Raw genomic sequence first — 19610 nt, 5'->3', positions numbered from 1 at the left:
GCGAAGTGCTAAAACTCAGATTAACTTTAACCTCGTTGCTACAAGACAGTCACAGGCGCATAACGAATCACTCTTCTCCCTAAACTCGCATGAGTTTATAGAAGGTTTTTCTTTTGATGCTTGGATGTTGTGGCTAAACCTCAAACACTGAAGTACAGCGTTTAGCAAAGGACTTTTATCTATGAAGCGCATTCCACGCGCAGTCAAAGCTGCTCTCGCAGTGGCAGCTGCCTCGGGCGTTGGCCTAGCCACCGTCTCAGGCGCCACCGCGGACACGCCGGCGCTTAGCCTCAGTGTCGCAGAAGGCTCTTCCACACCGCAGGTAAACAGTGTCAATGGTTCGGAATTGGTCAACGCAGCAGTTGGCTTCGTTCAAAGTATTGACGGCGTGCTAAATAACGGAGTAGTCCCAACGGTAGAACGCACCGAGTACGGTGTCTCCATCGTCATGGACCCAAGCACTATTCCTGGTCTCGCCGAACAATTCGCTCCTGCAGACCCATCACAGTTGACGCAAATGCAGGGTTCCACCCCAGATGGTCGCACGGTGGTCTTCCCGACCACAGGCCAGTTGACTTCAACCTATGGTGAGCGTTGGGGAACCAACCACAACGGCATTGACGTGGCTAACCCAATTGGCACACCAATCGTGTCTGTCATGGATGGCGAAGTCATCTCCTCCGGACCGGCACAGGGCTACGGCAACTGGATCCGTGTCCGTCACGATAACGGAGAAATCTCCGTCTACGGCCACATGCAGGCTTCTTCCCTGCTAGTCGGTGTCGGTGAGCGGGTGACCGCTGGTCAACAGATTGCATCGATTGGTAGTGAAGGCCAGTCCACTGGCCCTCACCTCCACTTTGAGATCTGGCCAGATGGCCAAACAGCCACCGACCCGCAGCAATGGTTCGCGCAGAATGGAATTAACTTCTAAGCCTTAATCTGCTTAGAGTTTCTCCATGGGCAGGCCGCCAACGAGCATGAGCCTGACTTTTCCTGCGGAACCAAAGTCGATGGTGACGGTTGCACGCATTCCGGAACCATCTGCTGCAATGACCGTGCCCAGTCCGTACTTGTCGTGATTGACGCGGTCGCCCACAACTAAATCCAATTTCTTGTTCTTATTACCTGAGCTTTCGGTGGCACGGGATGACGAAGTTCGCTGCGAAGGGGATGTCGCGGCGGAACGTGAACCCCTGCCCCAACCAGACCAGCTTGAGTCATAAGAACGACCATATGAATAGGAATCGTCGTAGTCCCACGCGGAGCCAGTTGAGCTTTGTGGTTCTTCACGGCGCCAGTCGATGAGATCTTCCGGGATCTCCGCGAGGAAGCGGCTGGCCGGGTTCGTCAATGGATTGCCCCATGAGGAACGAAGAATCGCACGAGTGAGATAAAGCTCCTCGCGGGCACGAGTGATTCCCACATACGCCAAACGGCGTTCCTCACTTAGCTCCTTTGGGTCTCCGAGTGAGCGCATATGAGGGAACTGACCCTCTTCCCAGCCGGTGAGGAAGACGACTGGGAACTCCAGCCCCTTCGCAGTGTGAAGGGTCATCAGCGTCACCACCCCGGATTCATGTTCAGGGATCTGGTCAGCGTCAGCAACTAGAGAGACCTTCTCCAAGAAGGCTTGCAATGAGCCCGGCGCGGCTTCACCCTCAGTCAATTCAGGCTCAAGGTCAGAGTCCGATCCATCGAAGGCCAATTGGTTTGCTGCCTCTGATGAGAATTCTCGCGCAACCGATACCAACTCATTGAGGTTATCTAGGCGCGCGCCATCCTGCGGGTCATTGGATTGCTCCAGCGTCGCCTTGTAACCGGTAGCATCCAAGATAGCGCTGACCAATTCACCCAAGTCTGGTTGCGCGGTGACCTCATTGGTCATTGAAGGAATCTGCTCGCGAACGCCTGCCATCATCTCGTTGAACTTGGTGACCGCATTGACCGCACGGGTGCCCAGTCCAGGCACCTCCCCTGCTTCGGCAGCAAATAGTGCCTTGCCAAAGCTGATATCGAGATTATCGGCGTGCGTGGCAATCTGCGCTTGTGCTTTATCGCCAATAGCGCGCTTGGGCACGTTGATGATGCGACGCAAGCTCACTGAATCATCGGGATTGTCCAAGATACGCAGATATGCGATGACATCACGGATTTCCCGACGCTCATAGAATCTTGTGCCACCAACTACCTTGTAGGGAATGCCGGAACGCACAAAAATATCTTCCAATGCGCGTGAAGCATTATTGGTGCGGTACATGATCGCGATATCAGAGTAGTTACGTCCTTTATCACTAAGCGCATCAATCTCATTGGCAATAAAGCGTGCCTCATCATGCTCATTATCAGCCACGTAGCCAATAATTTTTTCGCCTTCACCGTGGTCAGTCCACAGGTTCTTCTTCCGGCGTCCTTCATTCTGTGCAATCACGGCATTGGCCGCGCTCAAAATGGTCTGCGTGGAACGGTAGTTTTGCTCCAGCAAAATCGTGCGCGCGCCTGGGTAATCACGCTCAAAGTCTTCAATATTTCGAATGGTTGCACCGCGGAATGCGTAAATGGACTGGTCGGAATCACCCACCACGCATAGCTCCGGACCGTCTTCTTCATCACGGCCCACCAGTGCTGCCACAAGGGAGTATTGCGCGTGGTTCGTGTCCTGGTACTCATCAATGAGCACATGCTTAAACCTGCGGCGGTAAAAGTTAACTACCTGTGGGTAAGACACAAAGATGCGCACGACTTCACCGATGAGGTCATCAAAGTCCACAGCATTGGCTGCGCGCAGACGACGCTGATATTCGGCAAATACTTGCGCGACGGTGAGCTCAAATGGATTCTTCGTCTTTTCTGCCTCCGCCTGCGCGGTCTCAGGAGACGTGAGCTCATTTTTAAGGTTAGAAATCTGGTTCGCGAGTACTCGCGAGGTAAATTTCTTGATATCGAGCTGCATATCCTTGGCAATCATGGACAACAGCCGGCGGGCATCATCACCGTCATAGATGGTGAAGTTGGTATTGAGGCCGGGGACCAACTGCGCTTGTTGCCGCAAAATACGCACGCAAATGGAGTGGAACGTGGAGACCCACATGCGCTCAGCAACAGGACCTACTAATTGACCAACGCGCTCTTTCATTTCAGCTGCGGCCTTATTAGTAAAGGTAATTGCCAAAATCTCCCATGGTGCTACCCCGCCATGACCCATAAGATAGGCAATTCGGCGCGTCAGCACGGCCGTCTTTCCGGAACCCGCACCAGCCACGATCAACAGTGGTGAACCAGAATGCTCGACTGCGGCCACCTGTTCAGGATTCAAGCCCTCGGTCAGCGTGCTCGGATCAACCCGGGGTTGCGGTCTACGCTCGCGCTGTAGTGCAGGGTTGCTAAAAGGCGACTGCTTAGGAGCAGAACTGCCCCCATGAGAAGACGCATTATCAAAAGGATTTGCCGAAGACTTCTTACCCGATGCCGCAAATGGGTTCGATGCTGGTGCGGAATCAGGTGCAGGCTGGTTAAAAAGAGCCGCGATATCATCCGGCGGCTGATCCGTTTCCTCAGGAGGGGCGAATTCTGGTTCAGGTTCTAAAGGAGGAAGAGGAAGCTGGTCAGAATCGCCAAAGATATCCTGCTGGCTATTGTCGGCTTCATTATTAGATGAGTTATTGGATTTGCTGCGCATAATGTCTACCAACCTACCTTCTCCATCAGACAGAGCTTAAAATGCCACGACTGCCTGAGCAATCAAATGTCTTTCTTATGTTCGAAAACTCTGAAGCCATAATCATGTTCTCTAAAACAGCGTTTTCGAGTCTTAATGATTCAGACCCAGGTTGTGGGCAACGCGTTCCATATTTCGGGTGAATAAAGGGGGTCTGTGATTTCAGTTTCCCCTCATTAGTGGCACAATGTTGTAGCTATGGACACCTCTTCTGAATCTGGCTTTTCAGGCGCAGCACATAACCAAGCGCCGGATGAGTCATTGAATGACGCCAATAACGCTGATATCCGTATGCCTTCTGGTACCGATGACCCTTTGTCTGATGCGGAGATTCAGAAGTATCGCGAAGAGATTAATCGCATGGACCGCGTCATCTTAGATGCCGTGAAGCGCCGCACCAAGGTGTCACAAGCAATCGGTAAGACTCGTTTAGGCTCTGGCGGTACGCGCCTGGTGCATACCCGCGAGATCGCTATTTTGAACCAATTCCGTGATGAGCTCGGTGAAGAAGGCCCCGCGATCGCCTCCGCGCTGCTGCGCATGGGCCGTGGAAAATTAGGCTAGGCCAGCTCGCATTTCAAACCCTTTTTCATCCCATTCCATGAAATAGCATTCAACTGGGCGGGATCTGTTTTTCTATAAGAGGATCCTGCTAATATTCTTAAGGCTTATGAATGCTGTATTAATTGCTGTCGTGGTCATGCTCGTGCTGGCCCTTGCCCGCGTGCATGTCGTGGTAGCACTCTTCTTAGGTGCGATCGTCGGCGGCTTACTTTCCGGTATGGGGCTGGATGGCACCATGCTGGCTTTCCAAGATGGTCTCGGCGGCGGCGCCAAAGTCGCCCTCAGCTACGCGCTTTTGGGTGCTTTTGCCATGAGCGTTGCCTCAACTGGCTTACCGCAAGTTCTGGCAAAGTTGCTACTTTCTCGCGTTGGCTCGAACCAGGCTGTCACTGTTGGTGGCTCCGATGAAACCGGCTCCAGTACTGATGCCGCCGGAGCTGCTGCTGAATCAGCGCCAGTCAATCAAAAAGCCGTCACTGCCACCAAGTATCTCATCGTGGTGGGACTTATCGCCATGGCGGTGATGAGCCAGAACCTCATCCCTGTTCACATTGCATTCATTCCATTGATCATCCCACCGCTGCTGACAGTGTTTAATAAACTCGGCATCGACCGCCGTCTCATTGCATCCTGCTTGACCTTCGGCTTGGTCACCACCTACATGTTCATTCCGGTGGGTTTTGGTTCGATCTTCTTGAATGACATTTTGTTGTTCAATATCAATGAAGCAGGTCTGGATACCGCCGGTATCAACATCATGCAGGTCATGGCCATCCCAGCTCTGGGCATGTTGATTGGCTTGCTCATCGCCATCTTCATTAGCTACCGCAAGCCACGTGTATATGAAGATCGTCCGCTGGCAGAAGAGCCGGAGGAGCAGGAAATCTCCTCCTACAAGATCGCAGTGGCGCTCGTTGCGATTGTCGCGACCTTCGCCGTGCAGATTGTCATGCAGGCCATGGAATTCGAATCCGATGGCCTCTTGGTCGGTGCACTCGCGGGTCTTGCTATCTTGCTGCTGACTGGTGCAGTGAATTGGAAAAGGGCCGATGATGTCTTCTCCTCCGGTATGAAGATGATGGCGCTCATTGGCTTCATCATGATTACTGCCCAGGGATTTGCGGCCGTCATGACCGCAACCGGTGAGGTCGAATCCTTAGTAAATAATGTCAGTTCTATCTTCGGTGACAATCAAGCTGCCGCTGCAGCCGCCATGCTCATTGTTGGCCTCATCGTCACCATGGGCATTGGTTCTTCCTTCTCCACGCTGCCCATTATTTCGGTCATCTTCGTGCCATTATGCATGTCCTTAGGCTTCAGTCCAATGGCAACCGTCGCCCTCATTGGTACCGCCGGCGCTCTCGGTGACGCAGGCTCACCGGCATCTGACTCCACACTGGGCCCCACTGCCGGTCTGAATGCGGACGGTCAGCATGACCATATTCGCGACTCCGTTATCCCTACCTTTATTCACTTCAACATTCCTTTGTTGATTGCGGGCTGGATTGCCGCAATGGTGCTCTAATACAGCGCATAGGTCTGAAAATTCTGACCTCGTCATCTGCTGGTGGCGGGGTCTTTTAATAGTTTTGCCCATCCAAGCAATATTTTGACTAGTTTAGAGTTAGCTCAAAAACAAACACCTGCTTTGCTGGTACTTGAAAGGTCAATCATGGATATCACGCAACAACCTGCATGGACGAAGCTCCAACAGCTCTTTGATTCATCCCAGGGCACTACTCTTCGGGAGCTTTTTGCTGCCGATGCCGACCGTGCCTCCGCACTCACCTTCGATGCAGCAGGCCTGCATGTGGATTTGTCGAAGAACCTCATTGACGCAGAAATTCTCAGCGCGTTGCTGGAACTGGCTCAGCAAGCAGGCGTAGAAGACCACCGCGCCGATATGTTTGCTGGCAAGCACATCAATACCACTGAAGACCGCGCGGTTCTTCACACCGCATTGCGTATCCCTGTTGAAGATGACTTGGTTATCGATGAGCAAGATATTGCTGTCGATGTCCACGAGGTTCTCGGCCGCATGCGTGACTTCGCAACTGCACTACGTTCAGGCAAGTGGCTGGGCCATACCGGCCACACCATCAAGAAGGTCGTCAACATCGGCATCGGCGGCTCCGATCTCGGCCCAGCAATGGCGGCGCAGGCACTGCGCAGCTATGAAGTCGCTGGCATCTCCGCGGAGTTTGTCTCCAATGTCGATCCATCTGACCTGTCCAAGACCCTCGATGGTCTCGATGCCGGCTCCACGCTTTTTATCATCGCGTCCAAGACCTTCACCACCCAGGAAACCTTGGCTAATGCGCATGCTGCGCGCCGCTGGCTGCTGGAGCAGTTCGATGGCGATGAATCTGCGGTGTCCAAGCACTTCGTAGCAGTGTCCACCAATGCGGAAAAGGTTGCCGAATTCGGTATCGACACCAATAACATGTTTGGTTTCTGGAATTGGGTCGGCGGCCGCTACTCCGTCGACTCCGCCATTGGCCTATCGCTGATGTGCACCATTGGTCCACTGGACTTCATGCGTTTTCTCGAAGGCTTCCACGCCATGGATGAGCACTTCCGTACTGCCCCACTGGAAGCTAATGTCCCAGCGCTCATGGCACTGTTGAGCATCTGGTACACCAATTTCCACGGCGCGCAATCCCACGCTGTACTGCCATATTCGGAAGATTTGGGCCGCTTCCCTGCGTATCTGCAGCAGCTAACCATGGAATCCAATGGCAAGTCTGTGCGCCATGATGGCTCACAGGTCAGCACTACCACCAGCCCGATTTACTGGGGTGAGCCCGGCACCAATGGGCAGCACGCTTTCTACCAGCTCATCCACCAGGGCACCCACCTGATTCCCGCAGACTTCATTGGATTTTCCCGCCCCAAGGAAGACTTCCCTACCGCTGATGGATCGGGTTCCATGCATGATCTGCTGATGGGTAATTTCTTCGCGCAGACCAAGGTACTAGCTTTTGGCAAGACTGCTGAAGAAATTTCCGCCGAAGGCGTTGCCGAGGAACTCGTTGCGCATAAGGTCATGCCGGGTAACCGTCCAACCACCACGATCCTGGCTGAAGAGCTCACCCCAGCTATCCTGGGCAGCCTGATTGCTTTGTACGAGCACATTGTATTTGTCGAAGGCGCCATCTGGGACATTAATTCATTCGACCAGTGGGGCGTGGAATTGGGCAAGCAACAAGCCAATGACCTAGCACCAGCTGTCTCCGGTGACGCCGATATTGCAACCGGTGATTCTTCTACCGATGAACTGGTGAAATGGTACCGCTCTTATAAGTAATTCCTTGCCGCACGCAAAGGACTAAACGCCACTAGAATTTTACAGGATGGCCCCAGGATTCATTCAGGACTTACCGCGTTCACCTTCAAAATAAACAGGCAGAATGTAGCTGTTAGCTTGCGTAAAAAATAGGAAGGCGGATAGAAATTCGTGCAGGGAATTATTGATTGGATCATCTCACTGATGGAAGTACTCGGCGCCCCTGGCGTCGGTATCGCCATCTTGCTGGAGAATCTCTTTCCTCCCATCCCTTCTGAGGTTGTGCTGCCACTGGCTGGTTTCACTATCTCCCAGGGCAGCCTGACTTTCTGGCCCACCTTTATTTGGGCCACCGCTGGTTCTATCGTCGGTGCATGGATTCTTTACGGTATCGGCGCCGCTATTGGCGCTGAACGCCTGCGCAAGATTGCGGATTGGATGTGGCTGGTTGAGTCATCAGATGTTGATAATTCCCTGCATTGGTTCGACAAGTACGGCCCCGCCTCCGTATTCTTTGGACGTTTCATTCCAGGCATTCGATCTCTCATTTCCATTCCGGCGGGTATTGACCGTTTAAGCCCGATCAAGTTCACTGTCTGTACCGCACTCGGTTCTGCCGGTTGGAATGCGCTCCTGATTGTCTTAGGAATGTGGCTCGGTGAGTCTTATACAATCGTCGCGGACTACGTGGACCAGTACTCGACTGTCATCTACGCCATCATTATCCTTGCTGTCGTTGTGGTCATTGGGTTGCTGATCCGCCGCAATTCCAAGCGCAAGACTGAACGCCAAGACAATGACACCGAGGACACCGAGTCCTCTCGTATCAGCGAAAATTAAAATGACTCGACCTCCCCGGGCCGTTGTCGTTGGCGCAGGGCATAATGGCTTGACCGCAGCTATTGTGCTCGCCCGCGCTGGCTGGGAGGTCGATGTTTTTGAGCGCTCCTCCCACCCCGGTGGAGCCGCTACTTCGGGGGATGAATTTGGCGATGGCTCGATTGTCGATTTCGGAGCATCCGCCCATCCTTTTGGTGTTGCCAGCCCCATTTTCCGCGAGCTCGACTTAGAGGATCACGGTCTGCGCTGGGCGCATTCACGCTTTCCGATGGCCCATCCGCTCGAGAACACTCCAGCCGCCCTGCTGCAGCCTTCGCTAGACGATACCGCTTATGGATTAGGGAGAGACGCCCACATGTGGCGCCGCCTTCATGGCCACGTTGTGGACAATATCGATGAGCACCTAGAGAACTTCCTCGGCCCTATGCTGCGCGTACCTGCTCATCCTCTGCGCATGGCGCGATTCGGGCTTCCAGCACTATTTTCTGCGAGCGGACTGGGTAAAGCTCTTTTTCGCGGTTCACAGGCTCGCGCGTTGCTGGCGGGCAGCGCTGTCCATGCGATTGTGCCGCCGAGCCAGCCACTAACTGCGGCTTTTGGCCTGCTCTTTAGTGCCCTCGGTATGAGTCGTGGCTGGCCTGTCGCAGTCGGTGGAACCCAATCCATTTCTGATGCCTTAGTAAGCGCTGCTCAGGCTCACGGCGTGCGTATTCACCTGAATGCTGAAATCACTGATATGCGTGAACTTCCCGCCCATGATGCTGCGGTATTAAACCTCACCCCACACCAGATACTCAGTCTCCCCGGAACGGACCTCAGTCGAATCACGAGCAAGCGTTTTAATAAGTGGCGCTATGGCACGGGAGTATTCAAAGTGGACTATTTGCTTTCTGAGCCTGTGCCGTGGACGGATCCCCGGGTTGGCGAAGCCACCACCGTGCACGTTGGCGGCACGGTAGATGAAATCGATGCCGCGGAAAAGCAAGCCCGCGCCGGAGCCCTTCCCAAGAAGCCTTTTGTGATGGTCTGCCAACAGCAAGTGGCTGACCCCACGCGCGCACGTTCAGGCCATGTGTTGTGGACATATGCGCATGTCCCGCACGGCTATGAAGAAACCTCACCCGGTGAGGTGTCCGCGCTCATTGAAGCGCAGATTGAACGCTTTGCACCTGGATTCCGAGACACGATTGTCAACAAACGCTCGTCGAGTCCCGCCCAATTGCAGGCGTGGAATCCGAATCTCATTGGCGGCGATATCGCCGGTGGCACCATGGCTGGTCTCAAAGTTCTGTTGCGACCAGGGCTCACCCCACACCCCTATCGCATTGGGGAGAAAACCTTCATGGCATCCGGCGCCACCCCTCCTGGCGCCGGTGTTCACGGCATGCCGGGCATGCACGCGGCTCATTCCGCCATCGCGCGCTTTAAAGCTTAACCATTGGCTCGTAGCCAAATGGGATGGCATCGGTTGGGACAATGCTGCGTCCGAATGGGAAGCAGGTTACCGGAATCATCTTAATATTGGCAATGGCCAGAGGAATGCCGATAATGGTGATGGCCTGCGCCGCTGCAGTTGTGATGTGGCCAATCGCCAACCACAGGCCAGCGATAACGAACCAGATAACGTTACCGATGGCACTAAATCCGCTGGTACCGGTGGTGGGCTGAACAACGCTGCGACCAAATGGCCACAGGGCGTAACTCGCCATTCTGAAGGAAGCTACACCGGCAGGAATAGTCACGATAAAGATGCAGGCAATAATGCCAGCCAAGAAATAACCTAAGGCCAGCAGGAACCCACCGAAGATGAACCAGATGATATTAAGAATCGTTTTCATGCTTTCCAATCTAGTCCAATAATCTCCCTGCTGACATCAGGGATGTTCACCCAGATTTCCTGCCTGCCCCGTCGTCATCGTAGGAACTTTCGTACCAAGTTTCTTCTAACCCCTTGCATCTTTTCCCGCACGGCTAATCTCAAACTTAATAGGTGAGGCGGTTCACTTCGAGGCGTTCATGCAAGGAGGGGTATTCAGTGTTTACTACTGAAGAATTGTTCAGTTGGACTGGCGTGCTCATCATTTCCGCGATCATCATCATGTCCATCGTGCTCGCAGCCTTGTTGTATATGGAATTCAAGCAAAGAAGACGCCGCGCAGAGCTCGACCGCCTGCGGGCCATTAATGAAAGATTCTATGCTGAAGAAAATCTGAGACGGATAGCAAAGCTCAGCCGAGAAGAAAAGGAAAAGTCCGAAGACTAATCCCCACACCTCGGACTACTCCCACGCGGCGTTTAAACGCCGCGTCAAGGATGTCGTCGCTAAACGCTGCGCCGCGGCTGGCAATGCGGACAAACCCAGATAATGCGCTCCAGCTCCCCCTCTTCACCGCCGGCATCAGGTCCGCCAAGTCGATCGGTATAGATGATGTTTCCGCAGCGTCGGCAGCGTTTGTTATTGCGTCCGAAGACGTAGGTGGTCTCCCCGGCGCGCCGCACACCGGTGGTTACTCGCACCGACGAGTTTCTATTCGCCCACATGATGCGATGAGAGATGTCCACGATTTTCTCTACCTGCTCTGGGCCGATGAGATGCACGGGGGCTGCTGGGTGAAGCCCTGCGATGAAGCAGGCTTCGGCGCGATACTCATTGCCTATGCCAGCCACGTTCTTTTGATCAAGCAGTGCCGCGCCAATCGAGCGTTCTGGCCGAGAAAGGATCCGTGCGATTGCGTCATCGCGGCCGGTTGATTCCCACTGCTCATCCAAGATATCTGGCCCAAGATCAGAAATGCGGTCATAATAGTTTTCTATCGGGTACACCTCGACATGACCTAAGGTGTGCCCAACTATTTCAATATCGCGCGGGCTATTAGCTAGACGCAGCACGACGCGGGCGCTGAACCCAGGTTTGCGCCACTTATCGCCCGCATAGTGAATAGTCCACTGCCCTTCCATCTTCAAATGCGTGTGCAGAATCTGCTCGCCGAATTGCATGAATAGGTTCTTGCCATAGGGCCACACATTTTCACAGTGATCGCCGGTAAACGTGGCGGTGGCGTAGCGTGGCACACGGATAGAGGTGTGAATGACTTCGCGCCCGACCATGAACTGCATCTTATTGGACAGTTGTAGGACTGAATCTCCCTCAGGCATAACTAATCATTCTAGCTATCGCCTGCCCCGCCCACGAGGTAGCATGGGACCGCGCCGACGCGGGCGCATCGGGCCTGAGCCCTGGGAGCTCTCCTCGCTCGGCGGGTCATCGAAGCTGAGTTCTTCGAGGGCTTCGCTAAGACTCCTGCCGCGGCGTGGGGCTTCGCGTTCGGCCTTGTGTTCAGCGAGATCATGCTCATCGGCGACATCGGTGGCATCCGTGTCATCGGAGCCACCGGGGTCTTCGGCACCCCAGCTTGGGGTATCCCAGTGCGGGGTGTCGGGGGTATTGGAGTTCATCGGGGTGCGTGGTGCGGCGGCTTTGGCGGCCAGGCGAATTCCGCGGGGGCTGATGCCGGCGCCGAATGCACGGAGCTGGTTGGCAATCGCCGCGTCAAAGATGGAAGCACCGTTAGCTTTTTCAATGACCAGTGGGCTCAGCCGTCCGGCGGAAATCAGGGCCATCAGCGCGCGGTAGGTGTACTCGAGTGCTTGGGCGTGATCGATTCCTTCAGGGAGCTGGTCGAAGAACGTTGTTAAAGTTTTGCCGCCGCGGGTGAGGTGGGCTATGCACAGGCCATCGATGAGTACAACGAGTGCGCCCGCAGCACGCGAAGGTCCTTGTTGCGGCCACGGGAGCGCAGCACCATAAGGGTTCGCTGGGTCGCAGGCAGCCAGCACCACCGTATCGGGCGTGGTGGTTCCCGATGGCCAGCCGGAGATATCTGGGGAATCGGAAAGCCCGCGCAAACGATCAATCACGGCCGGGGTGGAAAATTGAGCGGCGCCCAAACCATCGATAACATAGCCGCGCATTGCTTTACCGGATTCCTCAAAACCAGAGAGCACCTTATAGGCCAGCGCGAACCCGCCCAGCACGTCCTCGGATACCACTGAACCGCGCGTGACCACGCCATAGCGGTCCAACCAGGCCTCACCCTGTGCCGCCGAACGTGCTGTTGCATCATGAGACGCAGGGATAGTCAGTGCCCAACGGCCATTCATATCCGGCGGAGTTGGATTCGCCCGCTGGGTTTGGGCAAAGGACGTACGCCCCATGCGCAAGCGGGAGCGCTGCGGACGGCGTTTGGCCCGGTGCGCAGTGCGTCCTGAACCATGCGCTGACAGGCGCGTGCGGATTGGCGCGAAGGAATCAGGGCTGACCAGGCCCATTTCCACCAAACCCCACAGTGCCTCACGCACCTGGTCAGTGCTTGGTGCATCGCTGCCCGGCGCGACGCCGACATCGAGTCCGCGTTGCTCGCTCGTGCTGACATCGCCACTGCCGCGGGAGATATCCCGGTAAATATCAGCAAAGAGGAATCCCCCGCCGCGTGATAATAGCGCCAGGATGGATTCTTGTAAGCCCGTCAGACCTGAAATCTCATCATCCTGGATGGGGACCAGGCCAGCGGCGTAGTCCGCAGGCAACAGCATCACCCACGGGTCGGAAGAGCCAGCTTTACCAGCGCCGACAATGAGCACCTCACCATTGGAGGTCAGCTCATCAAGCATGATCGGTGAATAATCGCCCACACGTGAGGGCAACACCATGGATTCCCAGGCAGAGGCCGGAAGGCGCACGCCAGCTAACTGTTCTAATACCGCATATACGCCATCAGCACCGCGCAAGGTGGGTCGGCGCATATTGCCGGTGGCCCCTTCGATCACCGGAGCGACATTATTCCAATCCGGTAGGAAACGCCCGAAGGTCGCGGGCGAGACCGGTTCGGTTTGCGCGCGGGCACGCGCCAAAGAACGTGAGCGAATAACGCGCAAAACTTCATTGGCGCAGTATTCCACTTCATCAACGCCCTGGCGGTAGCGTCCCTCAATCACAGAATCCATACGGGTCAGCGTGGTGTGGGCAATGGACATGGAGAGAGAAAAGGCATCGGCAAGCTCACGCACGATGAACGGGCCGCGGGTACGTGCCCAGCGTGACACAAGCTGATCCAAGGCGTCATTAATGGTCTCAACCTGCGCAGGAATACCCGGTGGGACGGGAATGCCAAGGCCATCGCGAAGCAATGCGGCATCTTGGACTTGGGCAAGATACATACGCCCGCCGATGCGTACTTCCATGATGCGGTGGCCAAGTTGCTGGTGCAGCGTCGGCAGTGGCACATCGGTGTGCTCACCAAGTTCATCAAGGGGTACTGGGCCAATCACCCGCAACATGTCAGCGACTTGCTCACTGGTCTGAGGGCGACGGGAGGCATCGGTACGCTGCAATTGCGCATGCACCTCAGCGATAATCTCTGGATCGAGCAGCTCACGCAACTCAACGGTGCCCAAAAGCTTGGCCAAAAGGGCGGGGTCCAACGCCAGGGCCGCTGCACGCTTTTCGGCGAGCGGGCTATCGCCCTCATACATGAAGGCACCGGTGTAATTAAACAGCAACGAGGACGCGAAAGGCGAAGGCTGCTCCGTGGTGACCTCGGCAATTCGCACCTTTCGGTGGGTGATGTCGCGGGTGACGTCGACCAGGCTGGGGACGTCATAGACATCCTGGAGGCATTCGCGCACGGTTTCCAAAATGATGGGGAAAGACGGATACTTGCGTGCGACATCCAGCAATTGCTCCGCTCGCTGACGCTGCTGCCATAGGGGTGAGCGCTTGCCCGGATGGCGGCGCGGAAGCAGCAACGCGCGGGCAGCACACTCGCGAAAGCGGGAAGCAAAGAGTGCGGAGCCGCCGACCTGCTCGGTGACAATATCTTCAATCTCATCCGGGTCGAAGGCGAAGAGAGAAGCATCCGGCTCAGATTCTCCTTCGGGCAGTCGCAGCACAATGCCATCATCGCCGGCTACGGCCTGGGCATCCATGCCGGTGCGTTCTGCCACCCGTGCGCCCACAGCCAGTGCCCACGGTGCATTCACGCCACGGCCAAAAGGCGAATGCAGCACGATGCGCCAATCCCCTAGCTCATCTTTAAACCTTTCCATGACCAGGGTTTTATCATCAGGAATGGAACCGGTCGCTGCATGTTGTTCGTCCAAGAAGGCGCGCAGATTATCCTTTGCCCACGCATCGGTGTGGTGAATGAGCTCCGGGTTCGCATGCGCTTCGCGCCGAAAAGACCCGATGGCTTGGCCAAGTTCATAAGGCCTGCCCGCTGAATCACCGGACCAGAAAGGCAACCGGCCGGTATGTCCCGGCGCGGGCGTGACGATGACCTGGTCGCGCGTGATGTCCTCAATCCGCCAGGACGTCGCGCCCAGGGTGAATACATCGCCCACGCGCGATTCATAAACCATCTCTTCATCCAGCTCACCCACGCGCCGTGGAGCACCTTCGCCTCCGGCGATAAATACTCCGAACATGCCGCGGTCCGGAATGGTGCCGGCATTAGTCACCGCCACGCGCTGGGCACCTGGGCGTGGCGTCATCATGCCCGTGATGCGGTCATAAACCACGCGGGGACGCAATTCTGCGAAATCAGTTGATGGATAAACCCCGGAGACCAGGTCAATGACGGAATCAAAGACCTCGCGCGCCAGATCCCGGTAAGGCCAGGCCTTGATGACGGTGTCATACCAGTCATCAGCTTTCAGCCCTTCGGGCGCAGCGGCGACAGCAGCTACCGTGTGCTGCGCCAACACATCCAGCGGGTTGGTAGGGATATGGAGCTTTTCGATTCCGCCTTCCACCATCTTCTGCACCACCAACGTGGTTTGGAGAAGATCTGAGCGGTGCTTGGGATAGAAAGCACCATGGCTGGTGGCACCAACTACGTGCCCGGCGCGCCCGATGCGCTGCAAGCCCGATGCCACCGCCGGTGGAGATTCAATCTGGATGACTAGCTCCACAGCGCCCATATCGATGCCAAGTTCCAAAGAACTGGTGGAAACTACCGCGCGCAGCGATCCCTCTTTGAGCATTGACTCTGTCATGGCTCGCTCATCTTTAGACACCGAACCATGGTGTGCCCGCGCGATGACCGCGGGTGCTTTACCGGCGACATCGGTCTGCTTCATCAGCTGTGCCGGGTCACGCCGGGTTTCCGGGGACAGTGACTCCGGATCATGGATGGATGCCCAAATCTCATTCAGGCGTGAGGTCAAGCGCTCAGCGGTGCGACGGGCATTGACGAAGATCAGTGTGGAGCGATGCTCCATCACCTGCTCATAGACCGATTGCTCAATGAATGGCCAAATCGAACTTGCCACCGGCAGCGCCGAATCCGCTGCTGTACCCGGGTCCGTGGATGTAATGCCCAGCGGATCATCGATGGTCATCTCCCCAATGGTGGAGCCGGGTTCAGGTGTGGGCAGGTCCGACATATCCTCCACGGGGACGTGGATATCAAGCTGCCATTTCTTTTTCGCTGGCGGCGCGATGATGTCAACGGGTCGCCCGCCACCGAGGAAATTAGCAACGGTTTCTAAAGGCCGCACGGTGGCAGAAAGTCCAATGCGTTGGAACTCCCCTGCTACTTGCGCCAGGCGCTCTAAAGTCAACGCCATGTGAACGCCGCGTTTGGAACCGGCAATCGCATGAATTTCGTCAATGATGACCGTGTCTACGGAGGCTAGGATGCCCGCGGCTTTCGAAGTCAGCATCAAATACGCTGACTCAGGCGTGGTGATCAGAACATCAGGTGGATTGCGCAGCTGCCGGTTGCGTTCAGACTGCGGGGTATCGCCGGAGCGCACGCCGATGGAAATATCCGGCTCATCCACTCCCAAGCGCTGCGCCACCCGCGAGATACCCGCCAGCGGCACCCGCAAGTTACGTTCAATATCCACGCCCAAGGCCTTCAGCGGCGAGATATAGAGGACTTTTACTCCGCCATGTGAGGTGCCCTGCGCGCTGCCTGTGCTAGATTTCTCACCCTGATTAGGCAGCGAAAGTGTTGTTTGTCCCTCACGCTCAATGAGGTTATTCAAAGCCCAGAGAAATGCCGCTAACGTCTTACCAGAACCGGTGGGTGCGACCAGTAAAGCGTTATTACCTTGGGAAATAGCGTCCCATGATTGGGTTTGAACATCCGTAGGGGCACTAAAAACATCCTCAAACCAGCCTGCAACCGCGGGCTTGAACTTCGTCAGGATGTTATTGGCCATGCCTTACTGTATCGCGATGGGTAGTCTTAGGAATTATGACAGTCCAGCTCTCTGATGCTCGCTTAACCAATATGATCGCCGAAGGTTGCGGTGAAATTCTTAAAGGCGTCCGTAAAGGCGGCCTCCTCCGCGGCTTGGCATTAGGTGATGCTGGAGATGAACTCGCACAATCATGGATTTCACGTGTACTGGAGCAACACCGCCCCGATGATGGCTTCTTATCTGAGGAGGCCGTTGATGACCTCGACCGACTGGGCAAGGAGCGCGTGTGGATTGTGGATCCGCTCGACGGCACCAAAGAATTTGCTACTGGCCGCCAGGACTGGGCTGTACACATCGCTCTGGTCATTGATGGCAAGCCCGCTCATGCCGCGGTTGGTCTGCCTGACTTAGGCGTGACTTTTAAGTCTTCTGATGTTCGCGCGGTCAAAGGTCCACTATCAAGGAAATTCGTGGTTTCGCGCAACCGTCCACCACAGGTGGCGGAATATATCACCAATCAGATGGGCTATGAAGCCGTCGGCATTGGCTCCGCAGGCGCGAAAGCCATGCACGTGTTGCTCGGTGATTATGACGGTTATATTCATGCCGGCGGCCAGTATGAGTGGGATCAAGCAGCACCCGTTGGTGTAGCCCTCGCCGCAGGGCTGCACTGCTCGCGCCTGGATGGCACCCCGATGACCTTCAATAATGAGGACACCTACATCCCAGATCTGGTCGTGTGCCGCCCAGAATTGGCTGATGAAATACTGAGCCACGCAGCGCAGTTCGCGGCAACGAATTCTGGGTTCTAAACTGGCACCCATGACTTCTGCCGCTGCCATCGCAACACCATATGAAGACCTGCTCAAAAACGTTTTAGAAAACGGTGCTGAAAAATCTGACCGCACCGGAACTGGCACCCGCTCTCTTTTTGGCCACCAGCTGCGTTATGACTTGAGTGAGTCTTTTCCACTGCTGACCACCAAAAAGGTTTACTTCCATGGCGTCATTGGTGAGTTGCTGTGGTTTTTGCGCGGCGAATCCAACGTCTCTTGGCTGCAGGAAAACAAGATCCGCATCTGGAATGAGTGGGCTGATGACAAGGGTGAACTCGGCCCGGTCTACGGCGTGCAGTGGCGTTCCTGGCCTACCCCGGATGGCCAGCACATTGACCAGATTCAGGGGGTTATGGACCAGCTGAAGAATAACCCTGATTCCCGCCGCATCTTGGTCTCCGCATGGAACGTGTCTGAGTTGGACAAGATGGCGCTTATGCCCTGCCACTTGCTTTTCCAGCTCTATGTCGCTGATGGCAAGCTCTCCATGCAGGTCTACCAGCGCTCCGCAGATATGTTTTTGGGTGTTCCATTCAACATCGCCTCTTATGCCGCACTAACCCACATGTTCGCGCAGCAAGCAGACTTGGAAGTCGGTGAACTCATCTGGACTGGCGGCGATGTACATATCTACGATAACCACGTTGAGCAGGTGAAAGAACAGCTTACGCGTGAGCCACGCCCTTACCCACAGTTGAAGCTCAACAAGGCTAAGTCCATCTTTGACTACACCTTCGATGACTTCGAGCTGGAAGGTTATGATCCCCATCCGACCATCAAGGCGCCAGTCTCGGTCTAGAATTAACCCATGAGTTTTCTCGGTGCGATTTGGGCGCAGTCCCTCGACGGAATCATCGGCGACGGCGAAGTAATGCCCTGGCATGTTCCCGAAGATTTGGCACATTTCAAGGAAGTAACCATGGGCAGCCCCGTCATCATGGGCCGCCGCACGTGGGAGTCACTGCCGGAGAAATTCCGTCCCCTGCCGGGTCGTGAAAATTTCGTGCTCTCCACCCGTGACGCTGGTTCTTGGTCGGAGGGTGCCACGTTGCTCAATCATCTGCCAGAAATCCACGAAGGCTGGATTATGGGCGGCGGGCAGCTATATGCCTCCACGCTTGATGATGTTGATGTTTTGGAAGTCACCCTCATGGGCGTAAATGTGGCCGAAGCGTATGGTGAAGAGGCAGTTTATGCGCCGCAAATCCCCGAGGCGTTTAGCCAAACCGCGGATTCTGGGTGGTTAACCTCTAACAAGGGACATTTGACCATCCCGAATCAGCCGGCGAGTGAGCTGCCAATGAAATACCGATTTATTAGATATGAACGAAAGGATGCCGCTTAAATGGCTATCGCAACCCCTGAAACCACCGAACACGTCACCGTTTTCTTTGCTGATTGGTGCCCATTCTGCGCTCGTCTACGCGCTGATTTAGATTCTTCCTCCACCCCTTATGCCGCAATTGACGTTGATAACGGCGCTGAGGGCAACGAGGAACTCAATGAGTGGATTAAGTCCGTCAATGATGGCAACCGCATTGTTCCAACCGTGCTGTTTTCGGATGGTACTCATGCCACCAATCCACCAGCGGATGCCGTCCGCGCAAAGCTAGAAGAACTCAACTCCTAGGACGATTTCTTCCACTTCCACCCCACGAGATTTAATACTTTAATTCTCGTCTTCCCCAAACAGTTCCACCATATCTTTCGGGGACAGCGTGGTATTAAGACCTGCTAATTCCTTGGAGTAGATGGTCTTCAAATATTCATCCAAGGTGTCTTTGAGTTGCTGAGCATCAAACTTGTTCAGCAGCATTAGTCGTTTTGGCTCTTCTCCTGGCATGAGCTTTTCGATTGCCAGGGTCTCCACCCCATCGGCTGTTGAGACAGTCCGAACCGAAATTTCGCGACGCTGTACGTCGATAAACCGTGGTTCTTTTCCGCCCGTGGTGTCATGTTGTGTCATACCCATCAACCTAGCGCACCTGCGTGATTGATACGTTAATTTTCAAGCCCGAAGTATGCCTGCCGCCAAATATCACACCCCTCTGACGCAACAGCAGACGATATTTCCTCGATGTTTGTATCCCGGTTTTAGCCTCGCAATGGACCTCGGGTAATCTAGAGACGTTCACAGCGTCCTGCAGCGTTTTACGCG

Annotated in this window: 16 protein-coding genes; 11 read left to right on the top strand and 5 right to left on the bottom strand. The window is 55.2% G+C overall.

Features of this window, described 5'->3' with window-relative positions; all coding sequences use genetic code 11:
- The first annotated feature begins 181 nt into the window (after nucleotides 1-181).
- On the top strand, nucleotides 182-934 hold the full coding sequence (locus ACG98I_RS09560; protein ID WP_394720336.1) for a M23 family metallopeptidase: 753 nt from the start codon (nucleotides 182-184) through the stop codon (nucleotides 932-934).
- 12 nt (nucleotides 935-946) lie between these two features.
- Here ACG98I_RS09560 and pcrA read toward each other — a convergent pair whose 3' ends face one another.
- The gene (gene pcrA / locus ACG98I_RS09555) at nucleotides 947-3679 is read right to left on the bottom strand and encodes a DNA helicase PcrA (protein WP_394720334.1); all 2733 of its coding nucleotides are present in this window, start codon (nucleotides 3677-3679) and stop codon (nucleotides 947-949) included.
- 237 nt (nucleotides 3680-3916) lie between these two features.
- Here pcrA and ACG98I_RS09550 point away from each other — a divergent pair, with 237 nt between their 5' ends.
- The 5 genes from ACG98I_RS09550 (at nucleotide 3917) to ACG98I_RS09530 (ending at nucleotide 9843) form a co-directional block, all read left to right on the top strand.
- Nucleotides 3917-4282 (top strand): chorismate mutase, encoded by a 366-nt coding sequence (locus ACG98I_RS09550; protein ID WP_394720333.1) that lies wholly within the window; start codon nucleotides 3917-3919, stop codon nucleotides 4280-4282.
- Between the two features lie 106 nt (nucleotides 4283-4388).
- Nucleotides 4389-5807: a Na+/H+ antiporter family protein gene (locus ACG98I_RS09545; protein ID WP_394720331.1), complete on the top strand. Its 1419-nt coding sequence runs from the start codon at nucleotides 4389-4391 to the stop codon at nucleotides 5805-5807.
- A gap of 147 nt (nucleotides 5808-5954) precedes the next feature.
- Entirely contained in the window at nucleotides 5955-7589 is a 1635-nt protein-coding gene (pgi, locus tag ACG98I_RS09540) for a glucose-6-phosphate isomerase (protein ID WP_394720329.1), read from the top strand.
- 150 nt (nucleotides 7590-7739) lie between these two features.
- Complete coding sequence (locus tag ACG98I_RS09535) at nucleotides 7740-8408, top strand: DedA family protein (protein ID WP_394720328.1); 669 nt, start codon at nucleotides 7740-7742, stop codon at nucleotides 8406-8408.
- 1 nt (nucleotide 8409) lies between these two features.
- A complete protein-coding gene (locus ACG98I_RS09530) occupies nucleotides 8410-9843 on the top strand; it encodes a phytoene desaturase family protein (protein WP_394720326.1) in 1434 nt (477 codons plus the stop codon).
- On the opposite strand, the gene ACG98I_RS09525 is transcribed toward ACG98I_RS09530, so the two are convergent.
- Nucleotides 9833-10246, bottom strand: coding sequence for a YccF domain-containing protein (locus ACG98I_RS09525; protein WP_394720325.1), 414 nt, complete (start codon nucleotides 10244-10246; stop codon nucleotides 9833-9835). The genes ACG98I_RS09530 and ACG98I_RS09525 overlap by 11 nt on opposite strands.
- 197 nt (nucleotides 10247-10443) lie before the next feature.
- Between ACG98I_RS09525 and ACG98I_RS09520 the strand changes: the two genes are divergently transcribed.
- A complete protein-coding gene (locus ACG98I_RS09520) occupies nucleotides 10444-10671 on the top strand; it encodes a hypothetical protein (protein WP_394720323.1) in 228 nt (75 codons plus the stop codon).
- 59 nt (nucleotides 10672-10730) lie between these two features.
- On the opposite strand, the gene ACG98I_RS09515 is transcribed toward ACG98I_RS09520, so the two are convergent.
- Nucleotides 10731-11564, bottom strand: coding sequence for a DNA-formamidopyrimidine glycosylase family protein (locus tag ACG98I_RS09515; protein ID WP_394720322.1), 834 nt, complete (start codon nucleotides 11562-11564; stop codon nucleotides 10731-10733).
- A gap of 15 nt (nucleotides 11565-11579) precedes the next feature.
- Nucleotides 11580-16634, bottom strand: coding sequence for an ATP-dependent helicase (locus ACG98I_RS09510; protein ID WP_394720320.1), 5055 nt, complete (start codon nucleotides 16632-16634; stop codon nucleotides 11580-11582).
- A 35-nt stretch (nucleotides 16635-16669) separates the two neighbouring features.
- Between ACG98I_RS09510 and ACG98I_RS09505 the strand changes: the two genes are divergently transcribed.
- From ACG98I_RS09505 to ACG98I_RS09490, 4 genes are read left to right on the top strand one after another with little or no spacing between them, the layout of a single operon-like run.
- Nucleotides 16670-17428 (top strand): 3'(2'),5'-bisphosphate nucleotidase CysQ, encoded by a 759-nt coding sequence (locus ACG98I_RS09505; protein ID WP_394720319.1) that lies wholly within the window; start codon nucleotides 16670-16672, stop codon nucleotides 17426-17428.
- 10 nt (nucleotides 17429-17438) lie between these two features.
- Nucleotides 17439-18251: a thymidylate synthase gene (locus ACG98I_RS09500; protein ID WP_394720318.1), complete on the top strand. Its 813-nt coding sequence runs from the start codon at nucleotides 17439-17441 to the stop codon at nucleotides 18249-18251.
- 9 nt (nucleotides 18252-18260) lie between these two features.
- A complete protein-coding gene (locus ACG98I_RS09495; protein WP_394720317.1) occupies nucleotides 18261-18797 on the top strand; it encodes a dihydrofolate reductase in 537 nt (178 codons plus the stop codon).
- On the top strand, nucleotides 18798-19082 hold the full coding sequence (locus ACG98I_RS09490; protein WP_394720316.1) for a glutaredoxin domain-containing protein: 285 nt from the start codon (nucleotides 18798-18800) through the stop codon (nucleotides 19080-19082).
- A 39-nt stretch (nucleotides 19083-19121) separates the two neighbouring features.
- Here ACG98I_RS09490 and ACG98I_RS09485 read toward each other — a convergent pair whose 3' ends face one another.
- Nucleotides 19122-19418 (bottom strand): hypothetical protein, encoded by a 297-nt coding sequence (locus ACG98I_RS09485; protein WP_394720314.1) that lies wholly within the window; start codon nucleotides 19416-19418, stop codon nucleotides 19122-19124.
- Between the last annotated feature and the right edge of the window lie 192 nt (nucleotides 19419-19610).

Source organism: Corynebacterium sp. L4757, from assembly GCF_043673995.1.
Taxonomy (GTDB): Bacteria; Actinomycetota; Actinomycetes; order Mycobacteriales; family Mycobacteriaceae; genus Corynebacterium.
Note: the sequence above shows the minus strand (reverse complement) of the source record. Positions and strands in the feature narration are given on the sequence as shown.